Below are 23,015 nucleotides of genomic sequence, written 5' to 3'. Positions count from 1 at the left end.
CGACCCGCCACGTCGATAAATTTCTGAGACATAATCCATCGGAGCGAACATGACTTTGTCCGTCACGTTAACTGTCAACGGCGCCCGCAAGGACGTTGCGCTGGAAGACCCGCGAGTGACACTGCTCGACCTTCTGCGCGAGCGGCTTCATCTTACCGGAACGAAGAAAGGCTGCGACCGCGGCCAATGCGGCGCCTGCACGGTGCTGGTCGACGGGCGTCGGATCAACGCCTGTCTTGCGCTGGCGGTCAGCCTCGACGGCGCCGATGTGCAGACTATCGAAGGTCTCGCCGAAGGCGACCGGCTCGACCCGGTGCAAGCCGCTTTCATCGAACATGACGGCTTCCAGTGCGGCTTCTGCACGCCGGGCCAAATCATGAGCGCTGTGGGCCTCATCGGCGAGGGCGACGCCGGCAACGACCCGCAGCGCATCCGCGAGAGCATGAGCGGCAATCTGTGCCGCTGCGGCGCCCATACCGGCATCATCGAGGCCGTGCTCGACGCACAGCAGCGCCTGTCCACCGAAGAACGGAGTGTCGCATGAACCTGTTTGATTACGTTCGCCCGGCTTCAGTGGCCGAAGCCGTCGCCGCCGCCGCCGAACCCGGTGCCGCCTATCTCGCCGCCGGCACGAATCTGCTTGACCTGATGAAGGGCGGCGCGTTGCGTCCCGGAAAGCTCGTCGATGTCACAAGGCTGCCCGGCCTCGACCGCATCGAGCGGCTTGCCGACGGATCGCTGCGCATCGGTGCCATGGTGCGTAATGCCGATCTCGCCCGCGATCCGGCCTTCGCCGCCACCTATCCGGCCGCTGCCGAGGCGCTTCTCTCAGGCGCCTCGCCGCAATTGCGCAATGCCGCCACCGTCGGCGGCAATGTGATGCAGCGCACGCGCTGCGCCTATTTCCATGACGCGGCCAGCGCCTGCAATCGACGCGACCCCGGCGCCGGCTGCGACGCGCTGGGCGGCGAAAACCGCAGCCATGCCGTGCTCGGCTGGTCCGACGCCTGCATCGCCACCCACCCGTCGGATTTCTGCGTGCCGCTGGTCGCCCTCGACGCCGTGGTCGAGATCGAGGGACGGGACGGCCGCCGCGAGGCGCTTTTGGAGGATTTCCATTTGCTTCCGGGCGCGACGCCCGAGCGCGAAACCAACCTTGCGGCGGGCGAACTGGTCACCGCGCTGCGCCTGCCAGCCAGGGCAGCCGGTTTCCGTGCCTACTCACGCTATCTGAAACTGCGCGAGCGCACTTCGTTTGCCTTCGCGCTGGTCTCGGCCGCCGCAGCCTTGCGGATCGAGAATGGCAGGATCAGCGAGGCCCGCCTGGCGCTCGGCGGCGTTGCTGCGAAACCGTGGCGCGCCCGCGCGGCGGAGGCGCTGCTGGTGGGGGCCGCGCCGGACGGTGACGCCTTTGCAAAGGCGGCTGCGGCCGCGCTGGCCGACGCAAGACCTTCAGGCGACAACGCCTACAAGATCGAACTGGCGAAGGGGGTGGTCAAACGCGCACTGCTGCTTGCGGCGGCCGGAACGCCGGTCCGCATGCCGGCGCTGCCCGGATCCGTCTTTGCTTCCGACACCGGAGTCGCCTTCCATGCCTGAGACCATTCCCTTTTCCGCCCCCCATGTCCGCATGGGGTCTTCGAGCGGCCAGCCGCTAAGCCGCCGCGACGGCGTGCTCAAGGTCACTGGCGCCGCGACCTTCGCCGCCGACAACCATCCTGAAAACCTGCTGCATGCCGTGGTCGCGGTCAGCACCATCGCGCGCGGCCGCGTCGCCTCGCTCGACGTGGCGGCGGCGAAAGCCCATCCCGGCGTCGTCGAGGTGATCACGCCGGCCAATTGCCCGCCGCTGGCGCTTGACCCGGAAGACAAACACTCGCTGTTCGACTTCCGCTTCGACGCCTTGCAGAACGACCGCGTGCGCTATGCCAAGCAGCCGATCGCGCTGGTCGTCGCCGGGACGCTGGAGGCCGCGGCCGAAGGCGCGCGGCTGCTCGCGCCGACCTATGAGGCTGAGACCGCGCATGTCGGCTTCGACGACGGTGAGCCCTACGATCCGCCGGCGGTGGGAATTGGCAGCCCGCCGAACTTCGACAAGGGCGATATCGCCGCCGGTCATGCCGCGGCGGCCCACAGGATCGACACTGATTTTGAGACGCCGCCGCAATATCACAACGCCATGGAACCGCACGCCATCGTCGCCGAATGGAATGGCGACCGGCTGACCATTGACACGCCGAATCAGGCCATCGTCATGTCGCGCGCGGCTTTTGCCGGCTATTTCGGCATCCCGGTCGAGAACGTGTTGCTGCGCAGCCCCTTCCTCGGCGGCGGCTTCGGCTCCAAGGCGATCATGAACGGCCACTACATTCTGGCCATCCTGGCCGCGCGCATGCTCGGGCGCCCGGTCAAGCTGGCGCTGCCACGCGACCAGATGTTCGGGCCGGTCGGGCATCGCGGCGCGACGCGTCAACAGCTCCGCCTTGGCATGGATGCGCAAGGGCGTCTGGCCGCGCTGGAACACCGCACGGTGGCAATGACCAGCAGCTTCGACGATTTTATCGAACCGGCGTCCAACGCCTCGCTGAACCTTTATGCCAGCCCGGCAATCTCGACCCGGCATTCGGCGGTGCGCGTCGATATCGGCACGCCGGGGCCGATGCGGGCGCCGGGCGAGGCCACCGGCTCGGCGGCGCTGGAATGCGCCATCGACGAGGCAGCACTTGCCTGCGGGCTCGACCCGCTGGAATTCCGTCTGCGCAACTATGCCGAGACCGATCCGGCCTCCGGCAAGCCGTTCTCGGCCAAGTCGCTGCGCGAATGCTATGCGCGGGGCGCGGAGAAATTCGGCTGGGCCGGGCGTCCGATTGAGCCCAGGCGGATGCGCGACAAGGGCGGAAACCTTGTCGGCTGGGGCATGGGCACGGCGCTGTTCCACGCACCGATGTTTCAGGCAGAAGCGCGCGCCACGCTGCGCGCCGACGGCACAGCGCTGGTCGAGACCGCCGGGGCCGACATGGGCCAGGGCGCGTGGACGGCGCTGGCCCAGATCGCCGCCGACGGGCGCGGCCTGAGTATCGATCAAATCGAATTCCGCTCAGGCAATTCGGAGCTTCCCGACGGCGGCGTCGCCGGCGGCTCGGGTCATACCGCCACGGCGGGCACCGCGCTCCACAACGCCGGCACCGACGCCATCGCCAAGCTGGCGGAACTTGCCGTCAACGCCCCTGATTCGCCTTTGTTCGGTGCCGGCAATGCCGGCGTCGAGGCGCGCGGCGGGCGGCTCCATCATCGCGCCGACGAAACCCGCAGCGAAAGCTATGCCGACATTCTGGCGCGGGCCGGCCTGAAAACCCTGGAAGGCATGGGCGCCGGCGGGCGTGATTCAGCGGACGCAGAGGCGCGGGCGATGTTCTCGCACGGCGCGGTGTTCGCCGAGGTCAAGGTCGACGCCGATCTCGGCCAGGTGAAGGTGACGCGGCTTGTCGGTGCCTTTGCCGCCGGGCGCATCATCAACCCGAAGCTGGCGAAAAGCCAGCTCTATGGCGGCATGATCTGGGGCCTTTCCTTCGCACTGCATGAAGAGGCGGTCCACGACCGCCGCAGCGGTCGGCCGATGAACGCCGACCTTGCCAGCTATCACATCCCGGTCCATGCCGACATTCCCGATATGCAAGCGCTGCTGATCGACGAGGACGACCCATATGTGAACCCGCTCGGCATCAAGGGCGTCGGCGAGATCGGCATCACCGGCACGGTCGGCGCCATCGCCAACGCCATCTGGCACGCGACGGGTGTAAGGGCGCGCCGCTTTCCGATCCGCATCGAGGACATTGTCTGCTGAGGAGGTTCGCTGCTAAGGCCCGGCCCTGTATCCGAGCAGATCGCCGGGCTCGATAGCGCGGAGAGCCCTTCGCTCAACCTTACCTGCGGCGAGGGACCGGCGACGCTCCTTGTGGATGTCGGTGAGATGGACAAGCTCATCTCACTTCAATCGCTTGCGCTCCCGGACGATATAGCAAGCCAAGTTAGGGGCTACGCGCATCGACTTTGACGGCCCAGGTACATGGCACTCGCGTGCCAACGGAGATGACGGCTTGCGTCCTGCGCAGGGAAAAGGGGGCGTAACTAGTCTTTAGCCTACAAGTCTACGCATAAGGAGTAGACTCAACATCTATATGATAATATCAAAATACAGTTCGGTCTAAAGTGGAAATATCGGTTGCAATGGCGCGATAAATCGTTAACGCTTATCTTTAGTGAGAGGCTTGGTTCTAACGACCGACTTGCCAGTTCGGTTGGCAATGCGGAATTTAGCAACGTCGACGGTTACGTCGGGTCGCATTGCTGTCGGTTGCAGCGCTGCCGAGAAACAGACACATGCACAAGAGTCTTCGGCAGCGCCGTGGCAGAGTACCGCTGCCGGCTGCCTCGCATTCGTTAATCTAAAAGATCCAGCTTCCACTGACCGGCTGATCAAAGATCGGCGGGCAATCCTTAACTTGCGCTGCGGGCTGGTGCCAGAGGTGGTCTGTGCAGCGCGTTGTGTAACTTTGGCTCTGGCAAAACGAAGGGAGGATCAAATGTCCAGACATTGGTTGATCTTGGCGGCTGCGGCCGCATTCATGGGCAGTGCACTTGTGCTCGGGACGGGTGCCGCTTTCGCCTCTGGGTCGTCAGCGGACTGCGAAGCCGCCGGCGGAACGTACACTAAAGACGGCCCGAACTCTATCTGCGTTTACCCTGAAACCACTAAGGATGTGAATGGCAACGCCAACGGAACCGCAACGCAGGATACGACCACCGGCCAAGGCAATCTCGGCAACGATCCCGTCACCACGTGCACGGGCAACCCGGGGCATTGCAAGTAGTAACGGGCCCCTTTGAGGTGCCGCCCCAGGGCGGCACCTCAATGATCACACATGGGATGAGGCGGGAGCATCGACCCACGCTTTCGCCTGTTGGCCGATCAACTCTGCGTCTCCAATTGGTTCTGACAATGATGCGCATTGTGTTGCTAGCAACGGCGTTCTTGGGCGCGGCCGCGATACCATCGAGCCAAGCGTCGCCGTCGCCGTCCTCGGTGCTCGGCCAGTTGCCATCAGGGCTTGATCGGCTGGCAGCTTTTTTGTCTTCCTCCTCCGGCGATGTGAACGCACACTCCTACCGCACAGCAGCCGTGGAGCGGGGCGACATTGTCACAACCGTGCAGGCAGCTGGCACGCTGAACGCGCTGGTCCTGGTCGAGGTGGGCTCGCAAGTATCCGGCCTGGTCAAAGAGCTTTATGTCGATTTCAACTCCAGCGTGAGGGAGGGCCAGGTCATCGCTCGGGTGGAGCCAGAAATATACGAGGCAAAGGTGGCGCAGGCCCAGGCCGAGCTTGAGATGGCCGAGTCGCTTGTGCTGGTGCAGCGAGCGCAGGTTGAGCAGGCACTGGCTGAGGTGGAAACTGCCGAGGCAAGGCGCACCTCCGCGAAGGCTGAAAGCCTGCGCGCCCAAGTTGGGCTTGACGGTGCGGCACAGGATATGGAACGCAAGCGCCCCCTCGCTCAACGCAAGGTCATCGCATCCGGCGAATTGGAGCATGCTGAGAACGCCTACAGATCGGCCGAGGCGCAGGCAACTGCGGCCCGTGCGGATGAGCTGTCGCGGGAAGCGTCGGTCCGCGCGGCTCAGGCGGCGCTCCACATGGCAGAGGGGCAGCTTGCGAACACTTTGGCGCAGGTGAAGCAGAAGCAGGCAATCCTGCGTCAGGTGCAGATCGATCTTGAGCGTACCTATATCCGTTCGCCAGTCACCGGCACGGTAGTCAACCGAGCCGTCAGCGGTGGCCAGACTTTGGCGGCCAGCCTCCAAAGCCCGGTCCTGTTCACGATCGCACAGAACCTCGCGCAAATGCAGGTCGAAGCCTCAGTGGTGGAGGCTGATATCAGCCGCTTCTCGATAGGGCAGCCGGTCACCTTTACAGTCGATGCCTATCCCGAGCGCGTCTTCGCCGGCACCGTAAAGCAGATCCGCAAAGCACCGCAGATCGTGCAGAACGTCGTCACCTACGTAGTGGTGATCGCTGCCGAAAATCCCGACGAGCTGCTGCTGCCCGGTATGACTGCCAATTTGCAGGTGGTGGTGGCACAGCAGAAAGATACCTTGAAAGTGCCAAACGCCGCTCTGCGCTTCCGGCCACGGGGCGGCACCCTAGAGGAGGCCCGTCTGAATGAGACTCCCCTATTAAAATCGGTTGAGAACGGCGTGGAGTCGGGATCGATTGGGCAAGTCTTTGTACTGGGACGGGACGGCAGGCCGGCACCGGTTGCGCTTCGAATCGGGATCAGCGACGGCCGAATGAGCGAGATTCTGGCTGGAGAGCTGGCCGAGGGGCAGCCGGTCATTACCGGGTTCGCCGCGTCACCAGGACGGGATGCCGAGGCCTCTTCGGTCCTGGTTCGCTTCCGGCTGCAGTGAGGCACCGGGGATGGTCCTGATCGCGGTCGAGGCTCTGCGTCACAGCTACCGCATCGGCGGCGGACTGGTGTGGGCGCTCGACGGCATTAGCCTGAACATTGAACAGGGCGATTTCGTCGCCGTGATGGGAGCTTCAGGTTCCGGCAAGTCCACGTTCATGAACATTTTGGGGTGCCTCGACAGGCCAGCCGAAGGCAGTTATCGGCTTGACGGCATTGATGTCGGCCGCCTCCGCCAGGATGCGCTCGCGACAATCCGCAACCGCAGCATTGGTTTCGTATTTCAGTCTTTCAACCTGCTGCCGCGCACCAGTGCGCTGGAAAATGTTGAACTGCCGCTCGTCTATCGTCGCATGCGCGCCGCCGAGCGCCGTCGCCGCGCTCTCTCGTTGCTCGAAAAGCTCGGCCTGGCCGACCGAGCGAGCCATACACCAGCGGAGTTGTCAGGCGGACAGCAGCAGCGCGTTGCCATTGCCCGCGCTCTGGTCACCGAGCCTTTGGTCCTGCTTGCCGACGAGCCAACCGGAGCGCTCGACAGTCAGACCGGGCAAGAGATCATGGCGATTTTCCGCCGTCTCAATGGTGAAGGGCTCACCATTGTGCTGGTGACACACGAGCCGGAGGTTGCTGCCAATGCCGGTCGCATCGTGACCTTCCGCGACGGGCGCATGGTGGCCGACCATCCCGCTCCGCAGCACGCATGGCATTCGGGCTCCCAAGGCCGTCTGTCGCTGGTCTACAACAATGCCCAGTAGCGCGAGAGCGGCTTTGCGATCGATGCGCGCCCACCGCCTGCGCAGCGCCCTTACCATGCTGGGCATCATCATCGGTGTCGCCGCTGTGGTGGTAATGATGTCCATCGGCAATGGCGCTCGCGAACGCATCGCGGCTCAGATTCGCAGTCTCGGCACCAACCTTATCAGCGTCACTCCAGGCAGCGCACGCATGGGCAGCGTTCAGCTTGGCAGTGGTGCCGCTCCGCGCCTGAGCGAAGGCGATGCGGTGGCGATCGAATCGGAGATCCCGGGCGTCATTGTTGCGGTGCCGCTCCTTTACAGCCGGGCTCAGTTTACGGTCGGGAACTCGAACTGGCAGGGTGTTCTTCGCGGTGTCACTCCAAGCTATTTCATCGCGCGGGAATGGGCCGTCATGGCCGGGCGTGAAATGATTTGGGAAGATGACAGGCGCGCCGCCAACGTGGTGCTTCTTGGGACCACAATGCGGGAGAAGCTGTTCGGCCATGCCGACCCCGTTGGGGCCCTGTTGCGCATACGCGATGTGCCGTTCACCGTCATCGGTGTGCTCGAGCGCAAGGGCCAGAGCGTGTGGGGCGACGACCAGGATGATGTTGCGCTGGTTCCAATAACGGCAGCTCGGCGTCAATTCGTTGGCACCAGCCGTGCCAATCCTTGGCAAGTCCACAATATCACGGTCAAGTTCGCAGAGGGCGTGTCGGCCGAGGACACTATGGCGGCCATTCATGACCTGCTGCGTCAGCGGCACCGGCTGCAGCCGGGCCAGGAAGAAACCATCATGGTGAGCAATCTGGCCGAGGCGGCGGAGGTTGAGAAAACGGCAACGAACGCCGTATCACTGCTTCTTTTCACGGTCGCGTCGGTATCTCTGGTGGTCGGCGGCATCGGTATCATGAACATCATGCTTGTGACGGTTACGGAGCGCACCCGCGAGATCGGGCTGCGGCTCGCGGTGGGCGCGCGCCAAAGAGATATCCTTGCTCAGTTTCTCGTCGAGGCCATCACCCTTGCTTTGATGGGTGGCATCCTCGGTGTATCCATCGGGATCATCGCGGCGGCTGCCATTGGCACATTCGCTCAATGGCCGGTAGTCATCGATCTCAGCGCGGTGCTGCTTGCCGTCAGCTTCGCCGCCTGCGTGGGCGTCTTCTTCGGTTATTATCCCGCCCGCAAGGCTGCACGGCTTCAGCCTATCGAAGCCCTGCGCGCCGAGTGATCCTGCCACCTCGTGCATCAAACAGCGCTTAGTCTCGCTCTGCGGTTCCGTGATTGAGTACCATCACGCGCGCTCCGGTGGGAGAGATGCGGACCGGCAAAATTTCGTCGTTAGCGGTCAGGGCACAATCGGTCGATTGGAAACGAGTTCATCCCCATCTGGACCGGGTTTATTGCTGCAACAGATTAGCACTGATGCGAACGAATGGGTGCTCAAGCGCTCAGCACCGCTCGTACTCAAAAGCGTGCCGGTCCACGGCACTGGCCGAAGTGATGCTGCCGAAGCCATCGCTAGCTGAACTAACTGAATGAAGGCTTCCCGCGGTTCCGCGACGTCCATGTTGAGCGGGGAATGACCGGCTTCGGGTCAGATCGCGTCGATGCATGGGGGCGCGTGAACGTCCGCTTCTCACATTCCAAGCCGCAAGTCCGCTTCTGATGCGGTGGACGGCTCTCCTCCCTCCTACGGCATGATCGCGGGATTAGAGCTGGAGGGGCGCTATAGTGAGCAACGTTACCGACAATCGGTCTGGATATTGCGAAGTCCGTTTTTCAAGTCCACGGCGTGGATGCGGCCGTCGGCCGCGAGAGGGCGTTAGGGGAGAAGCCTCAAACACCGCTGCGAGATTAGAAGGCAGGAAGAATTGTCTAGCGACCGGACCGCGCGGCGGGGCCTTTGAGGCGTATCTTTGGGACGGATACGAACAGCATACTCCTGCGCAGCCAAGGTTAGGGTCCGGGCCTCCCATCCCGTGCCGAGCCTCGGGCCGGCGTCGCTCCTGGTTCGCTCGGGGAGCGCTGGGGGAGCCGCGTCGCGTTTCTCGGCGTTTGCAGCTCGTCCGTTGGCCAATGCCCGCCCGACCAGAAACTTGAGCCCAGCGCCCGAGGATACGACCGGTCCGCTGGGTCCGATCATTTCTTATTCTAAACGCGAGGCAGAGTCGGTCGAGAGACAGGTAAGAGCAAGAATTACCGCGGGCCCGGACCGGCCGGACCGGCAGCGCCCCGCCCTGTCTCCATCGGCGTGATCAAACCAGGTTAGCTGCGAGAAGAGGCCTATAGAAGTGGCAAGGGAGGCTGCCTCTGGGGTAGCGCCGCTTGACCTTCAGCTGTGCCGCGTGCACCAACGACCAGCAGGAGGGACACCCCCGGTCAAAAAACGGCACCCTTGAGTTCTCTGCGGGTCGCACGATCTAGGGGTCGGTCAGAGGCGCTCCGTCGCAAGTTGTGCTATCCTCTCTCACCCCAAGCTTGGCAAAATAGGAACAAACGGCAAGCAATGGGAGTGCTCGATGACTTTAGCTAGCGCGACGAAGCATGCTGCCTTGATTACGGCCGCTGTGGTTTTTGGTGCGGCCGGTGTGATGCTTGTTCGGCCGTCATGGTCGGCGGCGGCACCGCCGATGGGTGGTGGCTACACCAATGTCATTCCGATCCCGGTCAATGATCCGGCGGTCAAGGAAATTGCGGGCGCGCTTTTCAAGCCCCAGGGCACGGGACCGTTCCCGGTAGTAGTCTACATGCCCCCCTGTGGCGGGCCGAACTTTCCCCCTGAGTTTCAGCAGGAGAAGTTCGTGACCGAAAGACTGCTGTCGAAGGGCGTTGCGATCTTCATAGTCGATACGCATACGCCGCGCGGGGAAAACGATAACTGTGCCAAGTTCGTTACTGTGCTAGCGGATGTCCAGAATAGAAACCAAGCTGTTCTTCAGTTGATCACGCAAGGCGGCGTAGACGCCGTAGCGGCGGTGAAGGTCGTCAAGGCAATGCCCGACATCGACCCCAAGAAGGTCTTTCTGATGGGATTTTCGGCCGGCGCGACGGCCGCCCTATATGCCACCGATCCCAATGCACCGGGGGCACACGATACTAGTATTGCCGGCGTTGTGGCGTACTATCCGTTATGCTACGAGAACGCCAAAGCGTCCGCTCCGACTCTGATCCTGATCGGGGATAAAGACGACTGGACAGGCCCTGTGGCCGCCTGCCAAGCCCTCGAGGGCAAGACCAATTTTGAGGTAGTCGTTTATCCGGGCGTTACTCACTCCTTCACCATGCCGTTTGAACAGCCCTTCGACCTCGCAGGGCACCATCTTGCTTACGACGAAGCGGCAACAAAGCAAGCCGCGGAACAAGCAGAGGCATTCATCGCTGCGCATCTGAAATGAAGTCGCGGCAGGGCTGTGCGAATGGGTGATCCCAGCCGAAGCCCATTCCGCCGATCCGCAGCCAGTGTGGCGGGATCGGCCGCTGCCGACCTCAATGCGCCCACTCTCGGCCATTCTGCCGGCCCCTGTTGTTCCCCGGAAGCGGACATAGCTGATGTCAACGCCACCGGGCGAGTTGCGCCATCAGCGGACATTGGATTTCCATGGCCAGACGCCACAGTTGGATCCCATTCCGGAACCTCGGAGAATCGATGTGTGCGGCCATCCGATTGTGTGAAAGGTCTCTACAACGACGATTTCGCTATCGCCTTTCTCAGACCGCCAAATCGACGGCGGTATGCTGCGGGCGTCATGCCGACGCTGCGGCGGAATAGCCGGCTGAAAAAGCTGGCGTCCTCGTAGCCGATCTCGCTGCTCACCGCTTCTAAAGGAAGGGCGCCGGTCTCCAAATGCTGCTTTGCTTCTTCCAGCCGCAAGGTATGAACGTATTTGATCGGCGTATATCCGGTCGCCTTTCGGAAGCGCCGGATGAAGCTGCGCTCCGGGAGGCCGCTGACCTCGGCCATCTTAGCCACCGGGGAACGAACCGAATAGTTGTCGGCGATCCACTGCTGGCTCTTTCTCACGAGCGCGTCCTCCGCTGCGGGGGACGATGTGAGCGCGGCGAACGGTAACTGGCCGAAGTCATGCCAGGTGACGAGATAGATGCGTGCCACCTCCATCGCCTGCTTGAGCCCGACGAACCTTGCAATGAGAACCAGCGCGAGGTCCTGCCAGCTCGTGCCACCTCCCGCGAGGATGATGCGGTGGCCCGCTCCCTCCGTAATGAGCACCCGCGCTGCGTTGACGCGGACCTTCGGATAGTAGTCAGAGAGCGAACGGATGTAGCCCCAATGGATCGTCGCCTCCAGCCCGTCGAGCAGGCCGGCCTCTGCAAGCAGGAGAGCGCCCGAACAGGCGCTTGCCATCAGGGCGCCGCGCTGGTGGCAGCGCTTGAGCCATTCGACCTCCGGGCCGAACAGGCCACCGATACCGCTGCCCGGCGTCACGAAGAAGTCGGGGATGCAGACGATGTCGGGATCCGGACATTCGTCGAGCATGCAGTCCGGCCGAATCCAAACGTTGTTGGACGCGCGGAACCCCTCGCTCTGCCGCGCCACCACGCGGGTCTGCATGCGCTGCGCGCCGGCCTCGCCCCGCGTCAGAAAACCCCAGTCGCGTCCCGCCGACGACAGCAAATCGACCATACCGAATAGGGTCGAAGCCGTGACCTCCGGCACCGCAAGCAAGGCGACCGTAATCGGACGAATGTCTTCGGCCATGGCAGAAAACACCATTTTTGCGCTGAAATGACTTTAGCCTGTTGCAATGCGCGGGGGTAGCTTCCTGGCCGGACAGGAGAACAGCATGACCCTCATCGACCATGCGGCCCGCGCCGCGACCGAACCATCGCGGCCTCTGAACCTGCTCATGCCCAGCGACGAGGGGTACGACGATGCCCGCGTGGTCTGGAACGGGATGATCGACCGCAAGCCCGACTGCATCGTGTTGTGCCGCGATGTGGCCGACGTGGTCGCAGGCGTCGCCATCGGGGCGGAGCGCAGCCTGCCGGTCTCGATCCGTTGCGGCGGTCACAACGTCGCCGGCTATGCGGTCTGCGACGCCGGCGTGATGCTCGATCTTTCGGCGATGCGCGAAGTGCGCGTCGATCCGGTCGGGCGGCGCGCCTGGGCTGAGGGCGGCGCGAGATGGGCTGATGTCGACAGGGCCACCGCGCCGTTCGGTCTCGCGACGCCTGGCGGCCTCATCTCCGAGACCGGCATCGGCGGCCTTACCCTGTCAGGAGGGATCGGATGGCTAAGGGGCAGGCATGGACTATGTGTCGACAATCTGATGGCGGTGGAAATCGTGACTGCAGACGGCCGGCTGGTTCGCGCGAGCGAAACCGAGAACCCGGATCTGTTGTGGGCGCTTCGCGGTGGCGGCGGCAATTTCGGGGTCGTCACTGAGTTCGAGTTCGCGCTGCACGCGATCGAGCCGGAGCTGATGTTCTGCGCGCCCGCCTATCCGGAGGAGCGTGCCGCGGAAGTCCTGCCGCTTTGGCGCCAGTTCATGGAAGACGCTCCCGACGCAGTGAGCGGCCTCGCCGAATTTTCGACCTTGCCCGACGATCCATCGCTGCGCGTCGAGGCGAGGGGCCGGCGGGTCATCGCGCTGGCGACCGTCTTTGACGGTCCGGCCGATGAGGGTGAGCGCGTGCTCGCGCCGTTGCGCGGCTATGGCGAATGTCTGGCCGATTTCAGCGGCCGGATGCCCTACGTGGCGATCCAGAGTCTCTATGACACGCTTTTTCCGAAGGGCCGCGATCGCTGCTACTGGAAGTCACTCTATCTGAGGTCCTTCGATGACGCGGTGATGCACACCGTCCTCAGCGAGGTGGCAGCTCGCCCTTCCGAAATGACGTTCGTGTCCGTCTGGCGCTTCGCCGGCGCTATGACGCGTGTCGCTCCGGAGGCGACCGCCTTCGGCAACCGCGGCATGCCATGGATGCTGAGCATCGATGGCATCTGGTCGAACAGGAGTGATGATGAACGCAACATCGGCTGGGTGCGCCGGTTCTGGTCGACGATGCAGAAGCACGGGACAGGCCGCGTCTACTTGAACTTCCCCGGGCTTGGCGAGGATGCCGGCAACCTGGTTGCCGCAGCTTTCGGCAAGAACCTCACTCGGCTCCAAGATGTGAAGCGCCGTTATGACCCCACGAATCTATTTCGTATGAACCAAAACATCATTCCAGCCGAATGAGCGCGCGTTGAAAAAGGTAGTAAAGGCTCCCAAGCTGGCGCCAAATCGCGATCAGATCACAAAGAGCCCCGGCATGTTCCGGGGTGGTTTTTGTTGCCGCAATAGTCATTCCCCTACGGCTGGGTAATCCTTTTGGCGAAATTGCGCGGGCGCTGACGTGCCCTTAGATTGCGGTTGTCCCCGTGAAAGAGTGACCAGTGCGGCAGCCCTCTCCACAAGCCGCGCCGCACTGGTCATGCTCCCTACGAGTTGTGTAGCTAGGCCGGCTATCCCTTCGTCAATAACCTTTCGCATCTGCGGCGCGTTCGGCTCGTGCACCGCCTGCTTATGAGCCAGTTCAAGGCCATGCGACCTTTGAAGCGTATTCCATTCGCCCCAACGTTGCCGATTGTAAGCGGTTCCTCGATTTGGTGATCTGCCGGCCTGTCACGATTATATTCCTATGATTTGGCTCGGTTGGTCCAAGGGACAATCGCCGCTGCAAACATGAACAAAAAGTGAACAGGTAGAGCCTTGACCAGAGAGGAATATGTTCCTTATTCGTGGCAGTATCTGAGCAGAAAAGGCTATGCGGAAGCGCCGAGGCACGCCGACTGGTGAGGCTATGCCTGAATTGGAAACAGGGCTCGGCGGACTATTGATATGGCTCGCGGCGACGTCATTGTCGCGTTGCTGCCCCTCATTGCTAACAATGAGGCGCTTCAGCGACAACTCGCTTTGTACCGTATAGCCCTGTAGAAGGGGTAATTCGCGCGGCCGACACAAAGTTTAGTCGCTAAATGTGGACGCCGCCGAGGACATTTCAGACCGGAGGTTAGGGCCGGGAGGAACGCGCATCGAAACCGGGGGCCGATCTCCGGATGCGATGGTCAGCAGCCGCTTGCACGCTGTCGTCCGACGCCGGCCCGGGATGATGTTGATTGCCTACGACGGCCGACATGGCGTGGAAAAGATCCCGACACCCGGCAAGCCGACGGTGGCGCTGCCGCAAACGGTTATGCAGGCCCCGTACCAAGAAAATGCTCACAGGATCCTGAGGTGAGAGGCCGGCCGGACTCATCAAGCGCTACGGAAAACGGCTCTGTTCAGCTTGCACTTTTCTGCACCAGTGGCGACCGGGGCCGGTCCTGCGAGATTAGAACTCCACAAGTTACCGAGAAATTGAGAGACTTGGACATGCATGACTTGATCGATTTCCTTCAGGCGAATGCGACGTTGGTAATCGCCAATCCCGCACCCTTTGCAATCTTGGCCTTGCTCTTTGGCAGCGGAGGGTTCGCCGTGGGCCGCTACTTTTTGACAGAACGCATCGCCAATCTTGAAAGCCGTATCGCACGGCGTGATGACGAGATAGAGCAGCTGAAATCTCGGAGCACCACCAACAAGACGGAAGGATCGCTGATCCCGATCATAGGCACCTCGGCAAGCGGAAACGAAACGGCCCCGCTGTTGGGAAAATGGCCAGATCGGCGCCAGTCGGGCAAACTGTCAGCCCCGCCGCGTCACAAGCCAATCGAACGGCTATAGACGACCCGGCACCCTGAGAGGCGTGGGATCAGCGGCCGATCTTCTGACACTCTTCGAGCATGCCGCCGAATGCCTGGCAAAGAAAGACTTGGCCCAACTCGTTCGACCTGTCATCCAGGCCCATCCGCCTGTTATAGGCCGACACTTGGTCCCTCAATTGAGACACTCGGCCAGCTCTATGGCCGCTGGAGTAAGCCCAGCCGCCTACAGCGCATGGATCGCTACATAAACCAAGACACCAAGGGGCACCCTGCTGCCGCGCACCTTTTTCAGGCAACAATTTAACGACGCGTTGCGTGAGTTATCATCTGCGTTGCTGCTTCCTCGAGCACTCGCTCATCGAAAGTCCAGGTCTGGAAAACGCTTTCCTGTGGGCCAGGCTGCCGGTGCGTGCCCCCGAGGTGAGGTGTTGCCAAAACCGCTCCGGAAGACCAGCGAAAAGCACACATCATACACCTGGACCACCCGATGAAATTGCGACAGTGCGTTGGATCTATGATGAATACGCGCCATCTGCAGCTCGACGGGCCGTATGGGCCTGTTCCATCATCCAGCGCCTAAAAGGCAGTTTGAACGTTGCCTAAACCTGCCAACCTAACGGACTGGCGCTGGAATTTTGTTACAATTTCATCGACATTGTGTCGAATGGCGCCTTGTTGCTATGGCACGATCCTTGAAGCTCGAAGGCGAGCCTCAATCAACGCCCGAGAAACCATGTTTTGTTTCGTGAGGCCCCGTGCCCCCGTTCCGCCGCAATGCGGCCGCACGGGACGAGCCATAGGGATTTCAGGCCTTCAAGGGAGACCTCACATGACCTTTCACAAAACCATAGCCGCCGTGCTGATGACCGCAGCACTGGCAGGCTGCGCACAGACCGAGGGCCAGCAGCGGGCCGGAACCGGCGCGTTGATCGGCGGCGCCGGCGGCGCCCTCGTCGGCCAGGCAATCGGCGGCAACACCAAGAGCACGGTCATCGGCGCGGCCAGCGGCGCCCTGCTCGGCGCGGTCGTCGGCTCAGCCACCACCCCGCAGCGCCGCGGCGAGCAGATGTGCCCCTATCAGGATCGCTACGGCCGCATCTACACGGCACCTTGCGACGACCGGTACTACAACGGCGACTACTAACCAGAGATGGTATCTGATTGTCGTCGTCCTCGGTTCGGAAGTTAAGGACGCGCGGCAAAGCAGCCCGAGAAGCCGCGGTCGCGCATTCTTTCTCATCGCCGCCGGAACGCGGCGCTACGACCGCCTCTGTCGCCTTCGGCAACATCTCCGCCTCAAGGGGAGATTGGCAGCGCCCCTACTCGGCTGGCGTCCTCTCGGGCGCTGGCCAGGTCTTGCGGCCAAAGCGCTGGCCGACAAAGCAGCCCGCCTTCTGGCCGGGAACCTCGTTCAGATCATAGGTGACCCCAGGACAACGGGTCACAGTCGGCAGGACGATTGCAACGACGATCGCGAAGCGAGCGGCGCCGCCAGTCGTGGCCATATGGCTGATGACGAATGCCGCGATAGGCTGCAACACCAGCAGGTGGATCAGGTGACGCTGAAGGAATGGTAGCCAAGGGTCACGAGTCGCGGCACGACGGCGGCCGCGATCGAAACCATGTGCGAAGCGGGCTTCGAGGCGGCGGTGTCGAAGGGGACTGGCGGCGTTCCTGAAGTCGATCGCGACGGGCAAGGCGTGAGCGGCGCCGGTCATCGTGACATGAAAGGCGGCAATGCGCCGATCGCCGACACCTCGCCTGTGCGGTCTAATTGGTCTGCCGGCACGCTCGAGGCATATTCGTTTTTTAAATATGACCTGGGAGAGGCATATGAATAAAAAGGTCGAACAGGCGAAAGGCTGTTTCCGGCTCACAGCGGTGGCTCGGCGCGGCCGACCTCAACGGCAACATGGATGAGAACTGGCTCCCCAGCCACGGACCCCTGTGGCATTCACCGTTGTGCCGCTTCCAAAGCTATGGGTGCTTCCGAAGGCTTGGCCGATTCGAACCGCCGCCCAGGTCAGAGCGGCGACATTGAAACAAATGCGTTCACCCGCGACGGCCTGCCGAACCAGTTAGGCAGAAATTCAGCAATATTGTATAAAATTGGCATGGCTTCACGCTTAAGTTGTATTGGCAAATTCCCTCATTCTACCTGTTAATCGATCCGTGGAGATTTTTTCTCTGTACTACATGGTTATTCCGTGAAACTATCATTTGAATAACAAGTTGGTTCGGCAGTGATCGGTCGAACGCGCATCGACGGTTTCAGGCAAGGTCACGCACTACGAGGAGGGTCTGGGTTATGGCGACGATCGTCAACGCTATAGGCGTTCCTCTTCCCTACAGTGGATCTTCAAGTCATTGGTTCTCGGCCTCAGGGGCTGGATCGGACTTGTACGGCACCCCCGGAAACGACACCTTCTACGGAGCATCTGGTGTCAATGTCACCATGCACGGTGGCTATGGCGACGACATCTACTACCTCTACGCGGCAGGCAACAAGGTGGCGGAGGCCGGCAGCCAGGGGATCGACACGATCAGCACATGGATGAGCTACACGCTCCCGGGCAACGTCGAGAATCTGGTCGTAACCAACGCCAACAACTATGCATTCGGAAATGGATTGGACAACATCATCACCGCCAAGGCCGGCCACCAGACGCTGGACGGCGGCAAGGGCAATGATGTTCTGATCGACGGTGGCGGCGGCTACGACACTTTCATCATCGCGAACGGCAACGGAAGCGACCTGATCGCCAATTTCGCCGCGACCGACACCGTCCGTCTCGATGGCTATGGGTTCATGTCCTTCGACGTCATCCACGCGAACATGATTCAGGCTGGACCGAATGTGATCTTGAATCTCGGATCCGGCGAGATCCTCGAGTTCAAAGACAGGACCATCGACAAATTCCAGCCCAGCCAGTTCGAGCTGCCGATCAACAAGGTCGGAATGACCCTGTCCTTCAACGACGATTTCAACGTACTGAGCCTTCATAATAGCCAAGGCGGCACGTGGGACACCAACTTCTGGTGGGGGGCGCCCAACGGCAGTACCTTGACCGGCAATGGCGAGTTGCAGTGGTATATCGACGCCAGTTATGTCCCGACGAGCTCCGTCCACCCGTTTAGCGTGAACAACGGCGTGCTCACCATCACTGCCGCGCAGACACCGGCGGATATCAAGCCGCTGATCAACAATTACGAGTACACATCCGGCATCCTGACGACGCACGACTCCTTCTCGCAGACTTATGGCTATTTCGAAATGCGCGCCGACCTGCCCGAGCACGCCGGCGCCTGGCCGGCCTTCTGGCTGCTGCCGGAAGACGGCTCGTGGCCGCCGGAATTGGACGCGGTGGAAATGTACGGCCAGAAGCCCAACTCGCTTGTGATGACCGCGCACTCCAACGAGACGGGAACGCACACCAAGGTCTCGACCACGGTGAACGTCATGGATACCGCAGGCTTCCACACCTATGGCGTGCTGTGGACACCGGACAAGCTTATCTGGACGTATGATGGCGTGCAGGTTGCGGAAGCGGCGACACCGTCCGACATGAACAAGCCCATGTACATGCTGGTCGATCTTGCTATCGGCGGGCAAGCCGGCGCGCCACCGGACCATCTCGCCACGCCGGCCGAGATGAAGATCGACTACATCCACGCCTATACGCTGGACGCTGTGCAGGCCAACCCCCTGCTCGTCAGCAGCAGCAGCAGCACCACCACGCACAGCGTTGCCACGCACAGCTTCGGCAACAGCACACTGCACCACGGTGGTTCCGAATTTGGGGGCCACGTGTAAGATCAGGCGACCGGTTCGATGTCTCGGGATCATGCAGCGGCGGCAGAAATGACTGGATCGTCGAGCCTGCGCGCGGTGTTCCTGCGCGCCATCGCCGATGTCGGCGTCTTCTCGCTGCTGATCAACATCCTGGTTCTGGTTATCCCGCTCTATTTGCTGCAGGTCTATGACCGCGTGCTGCCGTCGTCCAGTGTGGAGACGCTTGTCTATCTGTCGGCCATCGCGGTCCTCGCGCTTGCTTTCCTCGGCTTGCTCGACGCAGTGCGTGCCGTTTACACGCAGCGCGTCGCGGCCGCCGTCGACAGGAAGCTCGGCGCGAGGACATTCGCCCTTTCGCTGGCGCCCAAATATGCCAGCGGCCGATCGCCGCTGCGCGACCTCGCCTCGGTCTGCGCTTTCATCAGGTCGCGCGGTGTGGCTGTGCTGTTTGACCTGCCCTTTGCACCCGTGTTCCTCGCGCTCCTCTATCTCATCCATCCCGTCCTGTTCTGGCTGACGCTCGCCGGCACGGCGCTGCTCGTTGCGCTGGTCGCGGCCAACCAGCTTGCCATCGGCAGGAAGGATGCGCTGTCCACGGAGCGTTCGGCGCTCGCCAGCCACGCCGAGCAGGTCTTTGCCCGCAATGCGGAGACGCTGCGCGCCATGGGCATGGTCGAGAATGCCGCTCGCGTCTGGGGAAGGCATGTCGGGGCAGCGCTCACCCTTTATGACCGCTCCTCGAGCGCCAACGCGATCTTCAGCGCCGCCTCGCGGGCGCTGCGCATGATGTTGCAGCTGGCGATCCTCGGCGCCGGTGCCTGGCTGGTGATCGAGGGGCAGATGACGCCCGGCATGATCTTCGCCTCCTCGCTGGTGTCGTCGCGCGCGCTGCAGCCGCTCGACCAGTTGATCGGCTCCTGGCGGCAGATCGTCGACGCCAGGCGAGCCTGGAAGCAGCTGGAGACGGCACTTGCGGCGCATCCGACTGAAGCGCGCAAACTGACGCTGCCCGACCCGTCGGGGACGTTTTCGGTGCAGGACGTTTTCTTCATGGCGCCGAATGCACGGCCCGGCACCGAACCCATCCTCAAGCGGCTGAACTTCGCGGTTCGCGCCGGCGAAGCTATAGCGATCGTCGGCCCGAGTGGCGCCGGCAAATCGACGCTGGCGCGATTGCTCATCGGTGCTGTGCAGCCGACCGGCGGCTCGGTCCGGATCGACGGCGCCGATCTCCGGAACTGGGACCAAAGACAGCTCGGAAAGCAGATCGGCTACCTGGCCCAGGAGGTGGAGCTCTTCCCCGGATCGATCGGCGACAATGTCGCCCGCTTCGACCCGCAGGCGGCGGATGCCGCTATCGTCGAGGCCGCGCGGCGCGCTGAGGCGCATGAGCTGATCCTGGCGCAGCGCGACGGCTACCAGACGATTATCGGGCCTTCGGACAGGACGCTCTCGGGCGGCGAGCGCCAGCGGATCGGGCTGGCGCGCGCCTTCTATGGCGGCCCGCGGATCCTCGTGCTCGACGAGCCCAGCTCCAATCTCGACGGCAGCGGCGAAACGGCGCTCGAAGCGATGCTTGTCGCGGCGAAAGCCGCGGGCGTCACGACTATCGTGATCACGCATCGCCCGTCCATCGCCACGGCCTGCGATCGCGTGATGGTTTTGCGCGGCGGCATCATCGAGGCCTTCGGCCCGAGCGCCGAGGTGCTGCGGCAGCCTGTGGTCAGCAATGGCGTCGCCAAGGGTGTTCCGGCCCGGCCGAGCACGGTGGTGACCGGGTCCTTCGCGCCGACGATTCGCACGCACGACATCCGCTTCGGTCCCACACGATGACGGCCGAGAGCCTTGCCAGGAACGGCCAGCCGCGCACCGACATAAGGCGCGTGGCCCTCACCGGCTACGTTGCCATAGGGCTGCTGGCGGGCAGCTTCGGCTATTGGGCGGCCACCGCGCCGCTCTCCGGCGCGGTGATCACGCAGGGCACGATCTCCGCAACGGGCGGCAACATCCACATCCAGCAGCCCGAAGGCGGCATCGTCCAGCAACTGCTGATCCACGAGGGCGATCGCGTGCAGCAGGGCCAGGACCTTGTCATCCTCGACAAGACAGCCGCACAGGCCGAGCTCAACCGGCTGACCAGACAGTCGATCGCGCTCGAGGCGAGCATGGCGCGGCTGGAGGCCGAACGCGACGGGATGGACAGGCTGGCGCCGATCAACGAGGCAGCGCCGGCGTCGTTCCAGCAGGATTTCCAAAAGCTCATCCGTGAACAGCAAAAGGAGTTCGATGCAAGGCTCGCTCGGTTCCGGTCGGAACAGTCGATCATGGCGCAGCGGGTCGCCATGGATCGCGAGTCGGTCGTGGGCCTGGACGCCCAGAAGCTTGCCATCGAGCAGCAGTCCGAGGTGGTAAAAAAGGAGCTCGGCATCAAGACTGGCCTGCTCGACAAGGGCCTCACCAACCGCACCGAATATTCGCAGCTGCTGCGCAGCGAAGCCGATCTCGTCGGCCAGGCCGGCGCGCTGGAGGCAAATCTTGCCGCGGCCAACAGCCAGATCGTCGAAGCCCAGGTGCAGGTCGAGCGCCTGACCTCGCAACGCGTGGAAGAGGCGCTGACCAAGCTCAACGAGGTCCGCACCAACCTCGCCGATATCGGGGAACAGATCAGGGCGGCCGAAGCGGTGCTTCAGCGCACGACGATCAAGGCGCCGGTAGCCGGAATCGTGGTGTCGTCGATCTATAATTCCAAGGGCAGCGTGATCGCGCCCGGCGAAAAGATCATGGAGATTCTGCCCACGGCATCGGGTCTCAACGTCGATGCGAAGCTGCGGCCGAAGGATGTCGATCAGGTGCGTGTCGGCCAGCGAGCGAAACTCAGATTGTCGGCGCTCAACATGCGCCTGACGCCCGAGGTTTCAGCCACAGTCACACAGATCTCCGCCGACCGGCTGGTCGACCAAGTCACGCATGAACCCTATTTCCGCGCCAAGCTCAAGATTGCCGACGCCCTGCCGCCCGGCGTGAAGGCCGAGCAGCTTTATCCCGGAACGCCGGTCGAAGCCTTCATCAATACCGGCGACCGGACTTTCTTCGAGTATCTCGCACGGCCGATGATGGACTCGTTTGCGCGGGCATTCGCCGAGCGGTAGCTTCATGCGCCAATTCACATTCCGATTTTGATTTCATTTCCGATAGGTGCATTATGCGCCATGCGATGCACGATTCCTTGCGGAGCGGTAAGCGTTGTCCTCAGCGTGCGTAATTGCTCACGTCCCAACGTTTGGTGCCGGGGACGGCTTAACGGGCGGCAGCTATTTTTGGTGAACCGGGCGGCGAGCACGGTGTTGGCCGTGTTGCAGATCGAAGTCGTCCGGGTTGAACTCCTGGCCGATCCAGTCGATCCGTTCGGCGTGTTCGGGCTGGGTGAGATTGGCCAGAATGGCCAGCAGCTCCTCATAGCTCCAGACGCCGCCCACTTTGGCGTGCACGAGAGGGCGTGACACAGTTTTAGCTGATTTGGTTGCCCGCCGGTTGCGTCATGGCAGCGTGCCCATTTGGCCGACGCGATTGCGATCGGCAGCGCACGATCACGCGCTGCGCTTGACGCTCTCCGGCGCCGGCCCGCCGCCCGTGTGGCCAAAGCGCTGGATGACAAAGCGGCCCGCCTTCTGGCCGGGAAGCTCGATCAGATTGTAGGTGATCCAGGACAGCAGGGTCACCGTCGGCAGGACGACGGCAACGACGGTCGCGAACCGCAGCGGCGCCGCCGCACCATGGCCGTATTGGCTGATGACGAACACCGCGACAGGGCTGCAAGACCCGGAGATGAATCAGGTAAACGCTGAAGGAAGGCTCGCCCGTCAGATGAAAGACCGGGGTGGTGAGCGTCATGGCCATCGCCCTCGCCAGCGTTCCCGCCGCTTCCGGCAGCATGCGGTACAGCACCAGCGCAAAGAACCCCGCCGCCAGCGCTTCATGCACCAGAAGCTTCCCCGGGTGGCGGACAAGGAGTCGCGGGCGCGGCTGATCGAGTCTTCTGCAATGGCCATGTGTGGCTCCTGGATGTGGGTTGAGTGTGCGTCGCAAAACGTTCTTGTGCGTTGCAGCAATCCATGCGTAGATGGACGAAGTAACGCGGATACGGAATGACCAAAACGCCAGAACCAAGGGCGGAAACGGCCCACTTCGACGCTTTGCATGGTCTCCGGGGCATCGCTGCTGTTGTGGTGATGCTAGGCCACTTCACCGAATTCACGGGCCGGCGATATGATCTGGCGCCGTCCGGGTTCCTCGCCGTCGACCTGTTTTT

The 23,015-nt window shown here is 62.6% G+C and carries 18 protein-coding genes; 14 read left to right on the top strand and 4 right to left on the bottom strand.

All coding sequences use genetic code 11. The features are described 5' to 3' along the window. Positions 1-49: 49 nt before the first annotated feature. From NKH57_RS18015 to NKH57_RS17985, 7 genes are all read left to right on the top strand, one after another. A complete protein-coding gene (locus NKH57_RS18015) occupies positions 50-544 on the top strand; it encodes a (2Fe-2S)-binding protein (protein ID WP_352832918.1) in 495 nt (164 codons plus the stop codon). Further along, entirely contained in the window at positions 541-1,599 is a 1,059-nt protein-coding gene (locus NKH57_RS18010; protein WP_352832920.1) for an FAD binding domain-containing protein, read from the top strand. Before NKH57_RS18015 ends, NKH57_RS18010 begins: the two co-directional genes overlap by 4 nt. Beyond that, a complete protein-coding gene (locus NKH57_RS18005) occupies positions 1,592-3,844 on the top strand; it encodes a xanthine dehydrogenase family protein molybdopterin-binding subunit (protein ID WP_352945820.1) in 2,253 nt (750 codons plus the stop codon). Before NKH57_RS18010 ends, NKH57_RS18005 begins: the two co-directional genes overlap by 8 nt. A gap of 1,155 nt (positions 3,845-4,999) precedes the next feature. Further along, positions 5,000-6,463 carry an efflux RND transporter periplasmic adaptor subunit gene (locus tag NKH57_RS18000; protein WP_352832926.1) on the top strand — a complete coding sequence of 488 codons (1,464 nt, stop codon included), beginning with the start codon at positions 5,000-5,002 and terminating at the stop codon, positions 6,461-6,463. Positions 6,464-6,473: 10 nt separating this feature from the next. Continuing rightward, positions 6,474-7,217 carry an ABC transporter ATP-binding protein gene (locus NKH57_RS17995; protein WP_352832928.1) on the top strand — a complete coding sequence of 248 codons (744 nt, stop codon included), beginning with the start codon at positions 6,474-6,476 and terminating at the stop codon, positions 7,215-7,217. Positions 7,218-7,272: 55 nt separating this feature from the next. Then, positions 7,273-8,433, top strand: coding sequence for an ABC transporter permease (locus NKH57_RS17990; RefSeq protein WP_352945817.1), 1,161 nt, complete (start codon positions 7,273-7,275; stop codon positions 8,431-8,433). 1,291 nt (positions 8,434-9,724) lie between these two features. Continuing rightward, complete coding sequence (locus NKH57_RS17985) at positions 9,725-10,600, top strand: dienelactone hydrolase family protein (RefSeq protein ID WP_352945815.1); 876 nt, start codon at positions 9,725-9,727, stop codon at positions 10,598-10,600. A gap of 284 nt (positions 10,601-10,884) precedes the next feature. Here the strand turns inward: NKH57_RS17985 and NKH57_RS17980 are convergent, their stop codons facing one another. Continuing rightward, complete coding sequence (locus NKH57_RS17980; RefSeq protein ID WP_352945813.1) at positions 10,885-11,922, bottom strand: GlxA family transcriptional regulator; 1,038 nt, start codon at positions 11,920-11,922, stop codon at positions 10,885-10,887. Between the two features lie 85 nt (positions 11,923-12,007). On the opposite strand from NKH57_RS17980, the gene NKH57_RS17975 reads away from it, so the two are divergent. The 3 genes from NKH57_RS17975 (at position 12,008) to NKH57_RS17965 (ending at position 16,057) form a co-directional block, all read left to right on the top strand. Further along, positions 12,008-13,405 carry an FAD-binding oxidoreductase gene (locus tag NKH57_RS17975; protein ID WP_352832946.1) on the top strand — a complete coding sequence of 466 codons (1,398 nt, stop codon included), beginning with the start codon at positions 12,008-12,010 and terminating at the stop codon, positions 13,403-13,405. A gap of 1,176 nt (positions 13,406-14,581) precedes the next feature. After that, on the top strand, positions 14,582-14,932 hold the full coding sequence (locus NKH57_RS17970; protein WP_352832949.1) for a hypothetical protein: 351 nt from the start codon (positions 14,582-14,584) through the stop codon (positions 14,930-14,932). Between the two features lie 810 nt (positions 14,933-15,742). Next, complete coding sequence (locus tag NKH57_RS17965) at positions 15,743-16,057, top strand: YMGG-like glycine zipper-containing protein (RefSeq protein ID WP_352945810.1); 315 nt, start codon at positions 15,743-15,745, stop codon at positions 16,055-16,057. 175 nt (positions 16,058-16,232) lie between these two features. Here NKH57_RS17965 and NKH57_RS17960 read toward each other — a convergent pair whose 3' ends face one another. Then, positions 16,233-16,454 carry a hypothetical protein gene (locus tag NKH57_RS17960; protein ID WP_352832955.1) on the bottom strand — a complete coding sequence of 74 codons (222 nt, stop codon included), beginning with the start codon at positions 16,452-16,454 and terminating at the stop codon, positions 16,233-16,235. Positions 16,455-16,535: 81 nt separating this feature from the next. Here NKH57_RS17960 and NKH57_RS17955 point away from each other — a divergent pair, with 81 nt between their 5' ends. The 4 genes from NKH57_RS17955 (at position 16,536) to NKH57_RS17940 (ending at position 21,855) form a co-directional block, all read left to right on the top strand. After that, a complete protein-coding gene (locus tag NKH57_RS17955; RefSeq protein ID WP_352832958.1) occupies positions 16,536-16,754 on the top strand; it encodes a hypothetical protein in 219 nt (72 codons plus the stop codon). 467 nt (positions 16,755-17,221) lie between these two features. Continuing rightward, entirely contained in the window at positions 17,222-18,727 is a 1,506-nt protein-coding gene (gene eglC, locus NKH57_RS17950) for an endo-1,3-1,4-beta-glycanase EglC (RefSeq protein ID WP_352832961.1), read from the top strand. Between the two features lie 48 nt (positions 18,728-18,775). Next, positions 18,776-20,539, top strand: a complete 1,764-nt coding sequence (locus NKH57_RS17945; protein WP_352832964.1) for a type I secretion system permease/ATPase — start codon at positions 18,776-18,778, stop codon at positions 20,537-20,539. Next, positions 20,536-21,855, top strand: a complete 1,320-nt coding sequence (locus NKH57_RS17940) for an HlyD family type I secretion periplasmic adaptor subunit (RefSeq protein ID WP_352832967.1) — start codon at positions 20,536-20,538, stop codon at positions 21,853-21,855. The genes NKH57_RS17945 and NKH57_RS17940 overlap by 4 nt, the downstream gene beginning before the upstream one ends. A 162-nt stretch (positions 21,856-22,017) precedes the next feature. Here the strand turns inward: NKH57_RS17940 and NKH57_RS17935 are convergent, their stop codons facing one another. Both NKH57_RS17935 and NKH57_RS17930 read right to left on the bottom strand, forming a co-directional pair. After that, entirely contained in the window at positions 22,018-22,182 is a 165-nt protein-coding gene (locus tag NKH57_RS17935) for an IS1096 element passenger TnpR family protein (protein ID WP_352731591.1), read from the bottom strand. A 111-nt stretch (positions 22,183-22,293) separates the two neighbouring features. After that, complete coding sequence (locus NKH57_RS17930; protein ID WP_352832970.1) at positions 22,294-22,506, bottom strand: hypothetical protein; 213 nt, start codon at positions 22,504-22,506, stop codon at positions 22,294-22,296. Positions 22,507-23,015: the final 509 nt, after the last annotated feature.

This window comes from Mesorhizobium sp. M1050, from assembly GCF_040318715.1.
GTDB lineage: Bacteria > Pseudomonadota > Alphaproteobacteria > Rhizobiales > Rhizobiaceae > Mesorhizobium.
The sequence above is the reverse complement of the archived record's forward strand: the minus strand, read 5'-3'. Positions and strand labels throughout refer to the sequence as shown.